The sequence below is a fragment of the Butyrivibrio sp. AE2032 genome, assembly GCF_000702965.1.
Genome location: NZ_JNLF01000006.1, coordinates 11771 through 26841, shown reverse-complemented (window position 1 = coordinate 26841; position 15071 = coordinate 11771). Strand labels below are relative to the sequence as shown.

Annotated in this window: 14 protein-coding genes; 2 read left to right on the top strand and 12 right to left on the bottom strand. The window is 37.4% G+C overall.

The genetic code is table 11. From position 1 onward, the window contains the following. Positions 1-6: 6 nt before the first annotated feature. From BO18_RS28415 to BO18_RS28400, 4 genes are all read right to left on the bottom strand, one after another. Complete coding sequence (locus tag BO18_RS28415) at positions 7-924, bottom strand: hypothetical protein (RefSeq protein WP_034452000.1); 918 nt, start codon at positions 922-924, stop codon at positions 7-9. Between the two features lie 4 nt (positions 925-928). After that, positions 929-1648 carry a CpsD/CapB family tyrosine-protein kinase gene (locus tag BO18_RS28410; protein ID WP_034451999.1) on the bottom strand — a complete coding sequence of 240 codons (720 nt, stop codon included), beginning with the start codon at positions 1646-1648 and terminating at the stop codon, positions 929-931. Positions 1649-1664: 16 nt separating this feature from the next. Next, positions 1665-2378: a YveK family protein gene (locus tag BO18_RS28405; RefSeq protein WP_034451998.1), complete on the bottom strand. Its 714-nt coding sequence runs from the start codon at positions 2376-2378 to the stop codon at positions 1665-1667. A gap of 192 nt (positions 2379-2570) precedes the next feature. Further along, positions 2571-3617 (bottom strand): SGNH/GDSL hydrolase family protein, encoded by a 1047-nt coding sequence (locus tag BO18_RS28400; RefSeq protein WP_034451997.1) that lies wholly within the window; start codon positions 3615-3617, stop codon positions 2571-2573. A 126-nt stretch (positions 3618-3743) separates the two neighbouring features. Here BO18_RS28400 and BO18_RS28395 point away from each other — a divergent pair, with 126 nt between their 5' ends. Both BO18_RS28395 and BO18_RS28390 read left to right on the top strand, forming a co-directional pair. Next, positions 3744-5159 (top strand): O-antigen ligase family protein, encoded by a 1416-nt coding sequence (locus BO18_RS28395; protein ID WP_034451996.1) that lies wholly within the window; start codon positions 3744-3746, stop codon positions 5157-5159. Next, entirely contained in the window at positions 5156-6487 is a 1332-nt protein-coding gene (locus tag BO18_RS28390; RefSeq protein WP_034451995.1) for a right-handed parallel beta-helix repeat-containing protein, read from the top strand. The genes BO18_RS28395 and BO18_RS28390 overlap by 4 nt, the downstream gene beginning before the upstream one ends. Before the next feature lie 63 nt (positions 6488-6550). Here the strand turns inward: BO18_RS28390 and BO18_RS28385 are convergent, their stop codons facing one another. From BO18_RS28385 to murJ, 8 genes are all read right to left on the bottom strand, one after another. Then, entirely contained in the window at positions 6551-7585 is a 1035-nt protein-coding gene (locus BO18_RS28385; protein ID WP_034451993.1) for an acyltransferase family protein, read from the bottom strand. Positions 7586-7959: 374 nt separating this feature from the next. Next, positions 7960-9258 (bottom strand): group II intron reverse transcriptase/maturase, encoded by a 1299-nt coding sequence (gene ltrA, locus BO18_RS28375; RefSeq protein ID WP_029320732.1) that lies wholly within the window; start codon positions 9256-9258, stop codon positions 7960-7962. Between the two features lie 659 nt (positions 9259-9917). Further along, the gene (tnpC, locus tag BO18_RS28370) at positions 9918-11588 is read right to left on the bottom strand and encodes an IS66 family transposase (RefSeq protein ID WP_051689268.1); all 1671 of its coding nucleotides are present in this window, start codon (positions 11586-11588) and stop codon (positions 9918-9920) included. A 150-nt stretch (positions 11589-11738) separates the two neighbouring features. Continuing rightward, positions 11739-12083, bottom strand: coding sequence for an IS66 family insertion sequence element accessory protein TnpB (gene tnpB / locus BO18_RS28365; RefSeq protein WP_024864678.1), 345 nt, complete (start codon positions 12081-12083; stop codon positions 11739-11741). Then, positions 12080-12481, bottom strand: coding sequence for an IS66 family insertion sequence element accessory protein TnpA (gene tnpA / locus BO18_RS35210; protein WP_185752624.1), 402 nt, complete (start codon positions 12479-12481; stop codon positions 12080-12082). The genes tnpB and tnpA overlap by 4 nt, the downstream gene beginning before the upstream one ends. Positions 12482-12654: 173 nt before the next feature. After that, positions 12655-12996 (bottom strand): MBOAT family O-acyltransferase, encoded by a 342-nt coding sequence (locus BO18_RS36675; RefSeq protein WP_051689267.1) that lies wholly within the window; start codon positions 12994-12996, stop codon positions 12655-12657. Between the two features lie 11 nt (positions 12997-13007). Further along, the gene (locus tag BO18_RS33775; RefSeq protein ID WP_051689266.1) at positions 13008-13253 is read right to left on the bottom strand and encodes a hypothetical protein; all 246 of its coding nucleotides are present in this window, start codon (positions 13251-13253) and stop codon (positions 13008-13010) included. Positions 13254-13568: 315 nt separating this feature from the next. Further along, the gene (gene murJ, locus BO18_RS28355; RefSeq protein ID WP_034451988.1) at positions 13569-15065 is read right to left on the bottom strand and encodes a murein biosynthesis integral membrane protein MurJ; all 1497 of its coding nucleotides are present in this window, start codon (positions 15063-15065) and stop codon (positions 13569-13571) included. Positions 15066-15071 lie beyond the last annotated feature (6 nt).

Sequence of the window (15071 nt, the reverse complement as noted above, 5' to 3'; positions counted from 1 at the left end):
AACCGCTTATCTCTTCTTAATGTACATAATTGTTGAAAAAATAACTGCTGCAAATGCTAAAAATGCAATTATTCTTCCTATTGTTTTCAAAACTACATTTCCAGAATTATTTGTCAATGTAGCTTCGCTTGTCTCATCAACAGTCACTTTAAATGTACCAAGATCCTGTTGAATACTGTCTCCATTTATATCTGTATATTCAAGCACAATAGAAATGGTTTGCTCACCACCCTGGGTAAAAATAATGTCACAATCTTTTGTATAAGTCTTGCCGCCAAGGACAGCGTCAAGATCGATGGCCTTTGTTGTATCACTTAAATTCCCATCAATACGTAAAATCGCATCATTTACATTTTCTGAACTCTTATTGTAATAACTAATACTAAGAAGAGATTTACTATTCAAATTTGCGTGCGCACTGACATCAACAGCACTAACAATAATAGTATTGCTACCACGTGCAGGTAGAATCATTGTAGATGTATTAGAAATCTGTTTTCCACTGCTGACATACACAATATTGCAAACAAAATCAGCATAGTCACTTTTAAATGTGGAGTTGACTACAACAGGAATAGAAACCGTAGCACTTCCATCGGCCTCTAAAGAGCCTATATAAAATTGATTATCATATCCATAGGAAGGATATACCATGCCAGAATTACTTGAAACAGAAATAAAGATACTGTTTGCTGCTGTGTTTCTGTTAGCATTATGTAAAGTTAAATTAACTGTAGCCTCTTTACCAGCCTCTATATACCCCTCTTCCACAGAATAGCTTTCTACCTCAACGACAGAATTGAATGAAAGGTCTTTGGGGCTATCTTCTTCAGTAGCATAAACAGGAACGTTAACGCTAAATATCAGGATGAAACTCATCACCAGACCGGTTAAGATTTTATATAATTGATCTAATCTTCTCATTTTTTCATTTCCTCTTAGCTCTTTTTTTCTTTGTCAGCTTATTAATATATCTCTCATTCTGGAAATAATCATATTCTTCATGGCTGGCTACATATTGTTCCATATCTGTCTTGTTTATAATTGTGCCAATAAGATTCGCATTTACCTCTTTAAGTGTATTAGCTGCATCTAGAAGACTTTTTTTATAAGTATGCCCAATAGATGATACCAGAATAGTTGCATCTGCATCAGTTGCCATAACTTTAGCGTCCATTGCAGCGTTTATTGCCGGCATGTCAAAAATAATAAAATCAAACTTCTTAGCTAGGTCTTCTCTTATTTTATTCATCTTTCCAGAACAAAGAAGTCTAACAGGATTATCTATTAACTCTCCACAAGGAATATATGAAAGGTTTTCAGTTGTAGTATCATAGATTATTTCTTCAAACAATAATCTGTCCATAAGATAATCAGAAAGACCTTGAGAAGCATTTTCATTGAGCCTCTTGTAATCATTCTTTTTTCTCATATCCCCATCAATGAGAACAGTATTCCAACCAGAGCCTGCCAAAGCGGCAGCAAGGTTTATAGCTACTGTAGTAGTTCCATCTCCAGTCTCACATCCACAAATCACAAAACTTTTATAGCCATTTTGTTTCTTTAAAATGTGAAGGTTCATAACCGCCTGATCAAATGCATCATTTAAAACAAAACTATCATTCTTATATATTTCTAACTTTCCCACTACTTTTTCTCCTATATCACTCTTTGTAATCAGGTATTATTCCAATTATTGGTAACTGATTCCTGATTGTAGCATCCCTAATAGTCCTTACCTTGTTATCAAATATTTCCATAAACACGATAAACAGGCATGCCAAAATAATTCCCATAAACAAAAATCCTACTCTTCTTTGCCAAGCCTCCGAATTTGCATTACTAGATAGCTGACCTAAAGAAGCGCTATCAAGATTTTTAACAGCATCATTCTTAAGAATATTGGCCATTTCAATTACATATGATTCAGCTGCAGCATCTGCTATCTGCCTTGACAACTCAGGATCAGTTGTTGTAGCTGAAAAGGAAATGATTGCATCCGCCCCAGAGGAGGCAGTTATGCTCGCTGAATTTCCAGTTGCCTTATCTGAAGCTTTTACTGACAATGCATTCTGAATGGTAACTGCATCAACATCGCCTCGTCCGATAATAAGAGCTGCTCTTTGACTAACTTTATAAGATTTTGCAACATCAAGATATGCATTCATAGCATTAACAGCTGCTGTTGTGTCATAAATTGTACCACTTGATGCTGCATACACTGTTGCTTTAGATGTGTATTTATCTTCTCCAACATCTAATGTCAATCCAAATCCAATAACAAAGAATAACACAGCAATCAGGGCAACAAACATTTTTCTTTTAATTAATGCATTAATGCACCTAAATAAATCAATTTCAAGATCAAACTTATACATTTTCTATCCCCTTTAGTTTCATAATTATTTCAAATTAAAATAATCCAAGCGATTATATCATCAAAAAAGAAAAAAGTACACTGATATTCTGTACTAATACACCCTCAAAAATTCTTGTTTTTTGTAATTAATAGCAAAAGAACGACTCTTCACCAGAAAAGTCGTTCTCCAATGAGTATAGATAGACAATAATTATAAATATTTCAAAGTTTTTAATCTTTCAAAAATAATATGTGCTACTACAGTATAACCAGCTCTATTTAAATGAACATTATAGTCTTGGTTGTTATAGGTAAACTCCGCGGGTATGATACGGTTACTCAATTTAGACTGAATCGCATTTATTTGTTCGCTAGAATAACCAGTCAAAAATCCATTATCTTGAGCAATAGGTAATGCACGTTCAAACCACTCCGTATTTAAATCTATATAATGATTACCAAATTCTGCAATCATTCGTTTTCTATAGTTTTCACGACGTTCTTCCGTAGTATTTCCAACCACAAATCCTTCTTTCTCATAAATAGTTGAATGTGGACCTACAATAATATATTTTTTTCCACTAGCAGCTACACCATTTTTAAGCATGGCTACATATGCATCTAAAGTAACCCCTTTTTTGTCATTTATCCCAGCAAAAATAATAGTAATATCGCTTTTGTTATTCCCAGAAAGCTTCACTGAGCTCCCGGCTGAAATCTTTACTGTATCATCATTTCCAGTTTTATATAAATATGTTTGTTCACTGGAAAAATCTGTCTTGGCAACATATTGCTTGCCATTAATAATCAAAGGATTAACCGTAGAGAAATAATAGGGAAACGTAATAGGAACCAACAAATTAGGGCCAAACCCTGCAATTATTCTATTATCTATGGGACCAGCGCAGTTATTAGAATCAAAAAACAGATCCTGCCCAAGCAGTAAATTAACTCCTCCTAACCTCGCTACGATAGATGCTGTAGTTTCTCCACCATGACCTTCATTATTAACTACGACATCATACCCATTGTTAGTCAATAATGTATACAGCACTGAAGGATATGTGCTCCCCCCTAATACAGCAGTGCGAGCATCTTCCATCTTAATTCCTTCAGTTACTGAGTCACCTATACATTTTATGGTGATAGTTTTGTTCTTGTTTGCTGCATAGCATGTCTGATCAGAAACATTAAAGAACATGATGAACATAGCCATGACCAACAGACCGCTTACAGCTCTTTTAATAAATCTATTCATAATAATCCCCTCACATTTCATATAGCTATAGAAATCATTTTAATGGTGACAGAAAAAAAACTCAATATAATTTCTCTATAATTACGATATAATAGGTATCATACAGTATATGAAGGGACTTTTTTTATGTACATTTATTATTTTTTATTTGTTATTGTTTTTTCTATAGCGCTCCTTATTGCAAACATTGTGTGTTTTAAAAAGAAAACTTACCCATGCCTCTTTTTTATCATGTTGTTATTTCTTCCGGAGTTCTATGGCTTTGAGTTTTCGGAGGCGTTACCAATTCTTACGGTCACACGTATTATGTTTGTGATATTTTATGTATATGCATTCATAAATCGCAGGCAGAATCTATCCCTTTCCTTCTCCAAAATCAAGTCTATGTCTAAAGTCAATTATTTACTGATTGGCTACTTCCTTTTCCGGATTGTATCCAACCTGTATTACGTCTTTACGTATGCTCAGGCCATCAAGACAATATTGGAAATTATATTTGAGCAGCTTTTACTGATATTTGCCATCAGGATGCTTTCTCCAACCAAGAAAGAAATTGATAATCTAATAACAGCAATCGTATGGGCTTGCTGCGCAATGTTTATAATTGGAATAATCGAAAGCCTATACGGATTCAAATTTGGTAATATGCTGTATACTGTCAACCGTCCAATGCTAAATGCATATCACTTACGCCTGGGACTTTTGCGCTCAACCGTGACAATGGGACTTCCAAACTTCTATGGTAATATGTGCGTTATAATGCTCCCACTTATCCTCTATGCTTACGCCATCCACAAAAAGAAATCCTATCTGTTTATAGTTGTCCTTGATATACTAGCCAATATCCACTCAGGATGCAGGTCAGATCTAATCTTTTTTGTAGTCTTAGCAGTATTGTTCTATATAGTATTGGCGTTTGAAAAGCCTACTTGGAAGAAAGTATTTCAAGACTCTCTAGTTGTATTACTGTCAGTCGGAATTGTCTTGGGAATACTAAGTTTATGCAGTCCAAACTGCAGATATTTCTACGAAGGAACAGGAAAGTCAATTCTTAATGAATTCGGGTATAATTTTGATCTGGATGAGGGTGCTCCGGATGGTGTGGAAGGATATGGTGGTAATGATGGCGTGTCAACGGGATATGGTGGGACCGCCTCACGAACTAGGCAATTTACTGGCATAATTTATACTCTGCAGACAAACCCGTTATTTGGACTAGGTTCCGGTGCTCAGGTAAGAAAGGATGTTCGTTACTTGCGCAATGGAAAATGGGTACCATCCGTCACCTATGATGTGGGTTATGTTGAAATAGCCTGCGACGAGGGATTGCTGGGAATAATTGCTTTTGTTTTACTTAGTTTGTATATTGTAATTATAGGAAAAGGAATAAAAGTTCATTTGCTTAAGAGAAATCTGGCATTATCATTTATCACATATGCCATATGTATGCTAAGCTCAGCAAATATGTTTCACTTCTTATTCTTTTTACTGATTATTCTTATGAGTTCTAATGATTTTATTATGAAGGGGAAAATGCAATGAAAAAGAGAAACAAGCTTATTTTATTATTTCGATTATTTATACTTTTACTAGCTTTTGTTGGGGCATTTTTTTTACCGAATGCTGCAAGTAGTGTTCAGGCAGCAGCATCTTATAGTTACATAACTCCTTTTGAATGTGGCAGCACCCTGTATTTTTCAAGTAAAGGAAATGATGCCAATGATGGTCTTAGTTCTTCTACCCCCAAGCTTAATCCTCAGCCCTATTTAGCTTCCGGAGGCTGCAATGTTCTACTGAAGAGTGGAGATACATTTAACTTCTCATCAAGTATCAAAATTGCTTCCAATACACAGCTTTCTGTATATGGTGGAAATAAACGCGCCAAGCTAAATTTTGTTCAGGACTGCGTTTCCAATTTTGAGCCCACCGGTTTTGACAGTACAGTTTATATGATCAAGCTCAATAATGCAGATATTGACACTGGATGGATCAGAATTGATGGAGGCAGCATAAACTGGCAAAAAGTAGCCGCCCCCTCAGGAAAAAATAATGATTATTATATAGATGCATCCACTGGAATGTTATATATTAAATCCAGTAAGCCTCTATCTGGTAAAAAAATGAAATATGCTCTGGATTCAAACGGATTACAGATTGCAGATGGCGCTCAGAACGTAATCATAGATAAAATGGAGATTACAGGTACCGGCAAGCACGGTATAAGTATTACTAGCGGAAACAATATCCTTGTAAATCGCTGCTATGTTCACGATATTGGTAGCGCTTACCTTAACAAAGGCAATAAGAATAAATACGGAAATGGTATTCAAATATGGGCTACCGGTTCCCACAACTGTTTTATTGTAAATAACTATGTTGAGAACTGCTACGACTCTGGTATCACTGCCCAAATCACCGCAGAAGCCTTCCAAGAAAATTCAGACAATATAGTATTTGACGGCAATTACGTAAAAAACTGTAATTACTGCTTCGAATTTTTCCAGTACGGAACAGCGCACTCTATAAAGAACATGACTGTTATGAATAATATATTTGAGGGTGCAAAAGATATCACAAATGGCTACAGGGATTCAACTGCATACACTTCTCTTATGTGCATTTGGGGCTGTGACAGCAGTGAATCATCCATAGATATCCATTCTAACTACGGCTACAATACTTCTTATTCAGGTCTAGCGTTTGGTAAAAATCAAAGACCTTGGTGCAGAGTACATGATAACTATATAGCCTGCGCCCCAAGCGCCATAATAAATGGAAATGACGAATTTTTTGCAACTAACACAGTAAACACTGGCGCTGTATCTAAATACAAGTCTCAAATATCAAGAACAATTTCATCACTGAAATAAAAAAATGCGGCAGCTCATTGCGGGTTGTCGCATTTTTTCATCTATCATAAATTTATTATCAAATTATTTTTTTCTTGTGCTTATTTTTGAATAAATCAGTGTCATTATATATGACAACAATATTGTTGTCAAAATACACAAAATAGAGAATACTGGTTTGTTTTCATATATTTTCTTATGCCTAATGACAGTTAACATGATGCGTGTATAGTTGATAGCAACATAATGGAATAAATATATAAATCCCTGTAAAGCCGCCAGCTTCTGTATAGCATTAACAGAAATGATTCTACTAACATACCCTTGTCCCACTGAAAACAGAAATACAGTCAGACATAAGGGAATAAGTATTACTGTCTTATACCCACTCAACACTACTGCACGTGCAGCCACATAATCCAGCAATATAATCAAAACTTCAAGTACAGTATAAATGATAGTGTTCTTTTCCTTGCTTGCCTTCAACTGTTTATAATAAATTGCAAGCATCATTCCAAGTACATATTCTATGCATTTGATTATTGGATTTGAGTGCATGCTGTAAGTAAAAACATCCGGATACTTAATGCTGCAAAATTCCAAAAACAAATGCAGTAGTAATGTAATGATCAGACAAGAAAAAACAGCCTTGCGAGAAGTAATCCTGTTGAGCACTACTATCAGTACCGGCGTCAGCAGATAACAAAACAACATAGCACTGGTAAACCAGGCAATTGCATTAAATTTGTATGTAATATTGGGAAACCAGCTTTGTATAAAAAAAACATGGAAAAAGCTATTACATAATGCTTCAAAGCCATCTTCTAAAGATTTGACCTCAAGAATGACAAATGGGATTGAAAGGGCAAATGACACATAATAAGGAAAATACAATGACTTTAATTTCTTGTTATAGTACTTTAATGCAAATTCAGTATTATTATCCTTACTGCCAATATGTCTATAGGCTGTTGTAAATCCTGATACAATAAAGAAAAAAATACATGCTACTGCACCATAATCAATACTTTTAAGCAAGCCAGAATGGTAGCAGATCATTCCCAATATGGCAAATAATTTGATTCCATTCAACGCCTTACTATTTAACGCTTTTTGCATCAAGCATCCTCCAAATAATTAGAATAACAAATCCATACTATATATTTCATCAGAAATTCGCATAAATAAATGCAGAATTACCGCTGTACATAAACAATACAATAAGCCATCCCCAAATAGCTATAATCAACTTATTATTAAACTTGTCCAAATTCAAATTAATAGTGAATACATCTCCACTATTCCGCTTTTGTGCAAATATGTTAAAGGACACTAAAATAAAAACATAAATCACAGTATATACATTGATATACATCAAACCTTCTGTATTAAGGTCGAGTAGATAAGGGGATTTCTCCCCTTATCCCTCTACAGAACCGGACGTGCGTCTTTCTCGCATCCGGCTCCTTGCAAAGTAAATTATTCAACAACCATCATTCATAGATACTGACGTACGTTCTGGGCGTTGCAAGGGGGTAGTCTCTCAACATATCGTTGAACTGGCCCCAGTTATAACTTCGCCGCTGGCTTCTGCGGTTAAGCCACTTGAACAGAAGCTTTCGTACTATATATTTAAAATCAGATATAGCCTTTGAGTTGTCAGTGATCCCGTAGTAATGGAAATATCCAACTAGCATGCTGTTCACTCTCTTAATAATTTCCTGTAACGGCAAGGTTCTCATATCAGCCAACCATCGATTGACTTCTTTGCATTTCTTTGTGAACTTTTTCTTGCTAGTCTTCCTCTTCACCCTGAACTTCCCGTTCCGACTCTTGGAACAGTAGTGTGTAAAACCCAGAAAGTCGAAGGTTTCAGGTTTTCCCTGCCCTCTGTTTCGCCTGTCTCTTTCGGCAAATCTACCGAATTCAATCAGTCGACTCTTGCTTTCTTCCAGTTCCAGTCCAAAGTATTCCATTCTGTGTTTCAGCCTTTTGTAGAATTGTTCAGCTTCATCTTTGTACTGAAAGCATACAACAAAGTCATCCGCATAAACTACCGCCCCTGCATAGCCTCTCAACTGTGGCTTAACAACATCATTAAACCACCACAGAAATACGTAATGCATGTATATATTTGCTATGACAGGTGAACAGACCGACCCTTGTCCACTACCTTCTTCTGTTTCCTCATATTGAAAGTCCTTTATTATCCCTGATTTCAGCATCCGCCTAACCAGTCGTATAACGTTCGGGTCTTTAATCCTTGACTCTACAAATTTGACTGCCCATCTATGGTCGATATGGTCGAAGAACCCTTTAATATCGGCGTCAAGTATATAGTTTGTCTTCTGTTTCTCAATCATAGAATTTAGTTTTCTTAGTGCCATATGACAGCTACGGCCGTTCCTGAATCCCATCATCTCCTCATAGAAATGAGGTTCAAAGACTGCTTCCAATATGCGCCTAAGCGCTTCTTGTACCAGCTTATCTTCATAACAGTAGATACTTAAAGGTCTGGTCTTTCCATTTCCCTTTGGTATCTCAACTCTCTTTGCAGGTTGTGGCCTATATGATTTCTTCTTCAGACTCGCTATTAGCCTATCAAGGTTCTCATCAAGATTATTCCCGTATTCCTCTTTTGTTACTCCGTCGATTCCTACGGCTTTATCCTTTTCCATCTTATTGTGACATTCCATTAACATTTCCTTGTCAATGAGATGTCCAATGGAAGTAAAGACCATTTCAGGGTTTTCTTTTGATAATTGCGATATTCTCTCCAATTTCGTTAACATTATTGTTCCACCTCTGTGTATGGATAATGTTTCCTCAAAGATATAGCTTTGCATGGCAGGGCTTAGAGGTATAGCCCTTTCTCGCCTTCCCTCCAGAGGCATTACCCTCCTTCATCGGTACTATGCGGCCATCCGACTGCCTATGACTCATTTGCCCTCCTTCGTGAGTTGTCGGGCATACCACTTATACATTAGGGGCTTCACACTTGCCCTGATATGGAAGTCACAGGCTCTCCCCAGTTGACATGACACCATTGTGCGACATGGCTGACTCTCAACCCCGTGGCGTCGCGGCAATCTTCGCCATTAGCAATTGCACGCGTGTTGCCTTCCGCATCGCTTAATTACGTCGGCACACCATCTTAATTTATTTCGGGGCTAACATGCCTTATGACCCTATCGCCTAACTTCCTACGCTTAACCTACGCTGTTACCAACGCATGTTCAAGGTCGCTATTGGTGGTTGGCTAGACCTTACCAAATGGGATTTCCACCCATTAAATGCCATGCCCTTTGCTGGGCGCACTAAGCGCAAAATAATCCGCCGGGTTGCACTCCCGGACAACTTATGTCAATCGGGTACAAGGGCTTTTGCCCATAAAATATACCCCAGCCTCTTGCGAAGCTGGAGCACCTTGACAATTCACATATGATATAAATTACATTGCATCGAAGATCTCTTTCTGACGTTCAGCATAAAGTTTTTCGATGGCTTCCTTACATTCTGGATTCCATGGACATAGCCTTTCAAGCTTATCGTCAGTAGTAAGATTTGTTGGAGTTTCGAGCATGAGGTATTTAAGGTAATGGTAAATATCCACGTTATTGGCCTTGGCTGTTTCAACAATGGAATAAACATAGGCGCTGGCATTTGCTCCGTTAGGAGTATCAGAGAACATCCAGTTCTTTCGTCCGGTTACAAAAGCTTTGCAGCTGCGCTCTGATGTGTTGTTATGAAAACTGGTTCCGCCATCTTCAAGATATGTGAGCAGGAACTGCTTTCTGTTCCTGATATAGGTGACCGCCTTTTCCATCCTCGAACCACGAATCGGCTTCTGGACATCAAGCCATTCCCAGAATCCATCAAGAACAGGAACTTCTTTTTCAAGACGGTATTCTTTTATGGCATCAAAAGTAACGCCCGTCTTACCATGGATCTTCTTTTCCATGTCGAAGAGCTTGTCGATATATACCAGTCCCTGTACAGCAGGCTGTGTATGATCATACTCTTTGCCCTTTGGGATGGCATCTACCAGATACCTGCGAACATGTGCCCAACAGGATGTCCGCGTGCAGTCCTTGAGTTTGTTGTATCCACTATACCCATCAGTCATCAGGTATCCGTGGAATCCCTCAAGGAATTCCTTGGCAGTGTCGCCTGCCCTGGTCTCAGAGTAATGGAACAGAACTATCTGCTGCTTATCATACTCACCGGTTCTGAAGACCCACATATATGACTTTGATTCAGGTCTTCGTCCTTTCTCTTTAAGTACCTGGACCGGAGTTTCATCGGCCATTGCGTACCTGCTTGATACAAGCTTTCGCCTAAAGTAATTGCAGAGAGGAGAAAGAAAGTCTTCAGCATTGTTGATGATCCAGTTAGCAATCGTACCCCTGCAGATATCTACGTTGTAAAGAAGTTTGAAGTCTCGTTCCTGCCTATAAAGAGGAAGTGCATTTACATATTTCTGGTACATTACCCAGGCAACCATTCCTGCAGAAGCCATTCCATGCAGCAGGTGAGGCTTTACATCACGCCCTTTCACAATAAAAGGTTTTTCGGCGTCTTCCTTGCACTTGGGGCATCCATAAGTGATGCTGTAGTACTCGATGATCTTTATGGATGGCTTTATGATCTCTATTTCCCTGCGGACGTATTCCTCACCTATTCTTTCAAGCGCAGTTCCACACTTGCCGCAGACGCGATCTTCTTCCGGTACATCGATATACTTTTTCTGTACCGGAACGTTCGCAAATTTATCAGCCATTTTTGATTTCTTCTTGCGGGAATGCTTTTCGACGGTTATGAATTCCTGTTCTTCCGGATCAGGCTCCGTCTTAAGAGTTTCAGCCTCATTAAAGAGACTCATCTGGCCTTCGAAGTCATCACGTTTTTCACTGGACTTGCCAAAGAGCTTCTTGGTAAGATAATCGATCTGCTCCTGCAGTACCTTTTCTCTTTCCAAATGTTCCTGCTCCTTGAGAAGATGCTCCTCCTCACGCTTGTTTAATACTTCGATCACAGCATTGAGATTCTTGATGGTCGTATTCAGTTCCTTTACATTGTCCTTCAGCTCGATGAGCTGCTGGTCCCTGGAATCCTTTGCCATGAAGGTCTCCTTACGTCTGATATATAGATTTTATCAGACATCGGAGTGAATTAATATCGGCAAATATGCCAAAGTGCTTGGAATAAAGGATCTGTATTAATCCGATTTAGGGCATTTACAAAAAGGTGCACAAATCGGGAAATGTGCGCATTAAGAGGCTCTAATGGCCTTAGGCTGCTCAATATCGATACCTGAGAGAAGCCAGTCAAACTCACGCCAGGTAAGATTTCTCACTTCGTCCTTGTTCCTTGGCCATCGATATCTTCCCTGCTCTGCAGACAACCTTTTGTAGAACAGGATAAAACCATCAGGCTCCCAAAGAAGCATCTTGAATCTGTCGGCCCTTCTACCACAGAAGAGGTAGAGTGCTCTGCTTCTAGGATCCATGTGGAGTTTATCCTCGATTATTGCACACAGACCATCAATGGACTTCCTCATGTCGGTATAGCCACAGACAATGTATATCTCATCTGCAGCTGTTATATCGCCGATCATACAAAACTCCTTAATGCTGAAAGTGTACTTGCTACAAGATCATGATCAGCTCCGTTGCAAAGAGAGATATGTACATCTCCAAGAGATATCTCTATCATATGTGAATTGTCAAGGTGCGGTGTTACTGCAGGAACAAGTTCCTGTTGCGGCTGGATATCAGGAATGATATCCACTTTGACCACATCCTGCCTTGGCAGTGTCAGGTCATGTATATCATCTAAGCTATGAGAAGGAATTGCATAAGAGCATTTCCGTAGCCTTTTGATAGCTGTGTTGAATGAATAACGATTAATACCATTTAATGAGCACCATTGAGCGTCCGATAAACCGCTTTTGCGGCACTCCTGGATGAGTTTGAACCACTCCTCTTTAGTACGATATTGCTTGGGATCTGACATAAGCTATCCTTTCCATGTGACACCAAAATGTAGTTCATGAGTTCAAGTGTTCACACTAAAATGTAGTCTATAGTTCAAATCCATTATGAGTGATTATTGATTGTATGGACATCCACCGGATTTTTTCGCGCTTACTGTATTAAAGAGACTAGATATTATATTTGGGGCATGCATCAAGCTCTTAGCCCTAAAAACACCCAAGCAAATGAAACAAATACAAAATTCATTAAAATTTTAATCACAGTAGGAATTGTAATATCACTGTTCCTGCTTTTTGACAAATCATTCATTCCTTTAAGAATAGCAGAACCTATTCCATGAATAATCCCCCATACTACGAAAGTTAGATTAGCACCATGCCATATGCCACTTAATACCATCGTTATAAACAGATTAAAGTATGTTCTTACTCTTCCTCTTCTACTTCCACCAAAAGGGATATAAACATAATCACTAAAAACAAGTAGAAAGAGAAATATGCAATCTTCTCCAAAAATCAGAAGGATTTTTAGCAATGTAAGGAGTATTAAAATTCTCCTAAATCAAAGTCCCACATCTTAGCGATTCCAATTGCCATGTTAGAGTAACCTGAAAAATCACAATAAATCTGGAAAGAATAACCAATAATAGCCACCAGAACACTTGTACCATTATATGCAGCAGGTACACTATATACAGCGTCTACAGCTACTCCTATCCTATCAGCAAAAACAATCTTTTTTGTTAATCCTATTAAGAAAATACTTATCGTTCGAAGTAACCTGCTTAGCAAAAGTATGTGACGCTCCCATCATAAGAATATAATCGTTAGATAACTGCTTTGGGGGATTTGGGAACCCATTTTCATCAACCCTTGAGACAGAAAACCCTTCCGTCCCATGTACAATTATTGAATTAGGCTCTCTTACGGCCTCTGAAGCACCACATGGGGTATCAAACCATCCAGGTTGCCTGGTATAACCAAAACAAATTATATTAACGATTAAAAAACCTATTGTTAAACCAAGTAACCATTGTGCTACTTGTTCTATTAGCTCACCTAACCTATAAAGTCCTTATCTCCCTGCCTTTGAAAAACTAAAAATATTTAGAAAACTTTTGCACCCTTTACATAAGAAATCAAACTACTTCTTACCAGCAACAAACACAAGACATACACAACTATACTAATAAATCCAAAAAAGAAAAACGACATGAAAATGTTCATTTGAGGGAAAATATGTTTTATTACAAGCACAAGAACTATTCCTAGTACAGTACATACTTCTGTTTTGCAAAAATCAGTTATTATAGGTTTCATAGGTATCATAAAACCATAATTGTTCTTCATTCGAATAGTAATCATAATAACTGAAACAATTCCAGCTATAACAGTCCCCAAAATAATACCGTAAACCCCAAAAGGCTTTACCAGAATGATGCTGACAGTAATATTGGTGATACTGGTAATTAGTCCGTTCTTCACTGTACTTTTAGTATTTTTATTTGTGTAAAAATACCTGTATATCAGATCTCTGACAATATTTGTCTGCTGTCCAAATACATATATGCACATACATAGATAAACTGCATCAGCCGCCTCAGAAGTAAACTTTCCATGCTCATACAATATTCCTATAAATTCTCTTCCGGAAGCAACAAATCCAACAATTATCAGACATACTACCGCATGAAATGCAACTGAGTACAGCCACAAGCTCCTTTGGCATTCCTGCTGACTTATCTTTATTCTTTCAACAATTTTAGGATAGACATATACTGTAAGATTTCCAATAACCAAAGTATTTATCATGCCTACAATACCATCTGCATAAGACAAAATTGTAAGTTGTCCCTCTCCTATATTGGAAGAAAGTAAAGCATCAACCATTGTATTGATCTTATATATTCCCGTACTGAAAATTGTAGGAAGAAATATATGCAATAATTCTTTCAATTCAGTATTATGTATATCCAATGTTGGAACAAACCTAAACCCAAGTTTTACTACTATGGATACATCTAAAATAAACTGGAATAAAGCTCCAGCCAAAAGCAATAACAAATATTGATGTACAGAAAACTCATCGTACATTAGTATAGCTATAATAATGCCAATATTAGATAGCATTAATACTGTTTTAGGGACAACAAAGTGATTTATGCACTGATAATAAGCAGTTGTCACACTTAAAATAGCTGGCAAAATCTGAATCCACATGGTCAAAAGCATGTAATCAGAAACAAAATTATTAAAAGTAGCATCTCTGTCAACTAGTACCTGTACCAGCTGCCCTCTGAACAGAAACACCAGCAAAAGTAAGAAACCTACTGCACTGAAAATTATTGTTATAAAACTGTCTATTGCTTTTCTGTCTATTTTCTTGATATAGGCAGGAATAATTACTGTTGTTATACCAGAACTGATGAATGTCAGAAAAAAAGTACTCAGATTGTTTGCAAAATGATAAGCATCCATCTCTACAGATACACCAAAATTTGCAGCAATCAATGACGATTTATATATTGATAAAAACTGGGTTATCAATGTCACAATCATCATCCCTGATAATTGTATAACAGCCCCTTTTTTGTTTAATTTCATTTTGAT

Bases quoted from the DNA above. Each gene is read 5' to 3' on its own strand.
- ltrA (WP_029320732.1), bottom strand. From the start codon at position 9,258: ATGTTAACGAAATTGGAGAGAATATCGCAATTATCAAAAGAAAACCCT.
- murJ (WP_034451988.1), bottom strand. From the start codon at position 15,065: ATGAAATTAAACAAAAAAGGGGCTGTTATACAATTATCAGGGATGATG.
- BO18_RS28400 (WP_034451997.1), bottom strand. From the start codon at position 3,617: ATGAATAGATTTATTAAAAGAGCTGTAAGCGGTCTGTTGGTCATGGCT.
- tnpA (WP_185752624.1), bottom strand. From the start codon at position 12,481: ATGTCAGATCCCAAGCAATATCGTACTAAAGAGGAGTGGTTCAAACTC.
- tnpB (WP_024864678.1), bottom strand. From the start codon at position 12,083: ATGATCGGCGATATAACAGCTGCAGATGAGATATACATTGTCTGTGGC.
- BO18_RS28385 (WP_034451993.1), bottom strand. From the start codon at position 7,585: ATGCAAAAAGCGTTAAATAGTAAGGCGTTGAATGGAATCAAATTATTT.
- BO18_RS28405 (WP_034451998.1), bottom strand. From the start codon at position 2,378: ATGTATAAGTTTGATCTTGAAATTGATTTATTTAGGTGCATTAATGCA.
- tnpC (WP_051689268.1), bottom strand. From the start codon at position 11,588: ATGGCAAAGGATTCCAGGGACCAGCAGCTCATCGAGCTGAAGGACAAT.
- BO18_RS28395 (WP_034451996.1), top strand. From the start codon at position 3,744: ATGTACATTTATTATTTTTTATTTGTTATTGTTTTTTCTATAGCGCTC.
- BO18_RS28390 (WP_034451995.1), top strand. From the start codon at position 5,156: ATGAAAAAGAGAAACAAGCTTATTTTATTATTTCGATTATTTATACTT.
- BO18_RS28415 (WP_034452000.1), bottom strand. From the start codon at position 924: ATGAGAAGATTAGATCAATTATATAAAATCTTAACCGGTCTGGTGATG.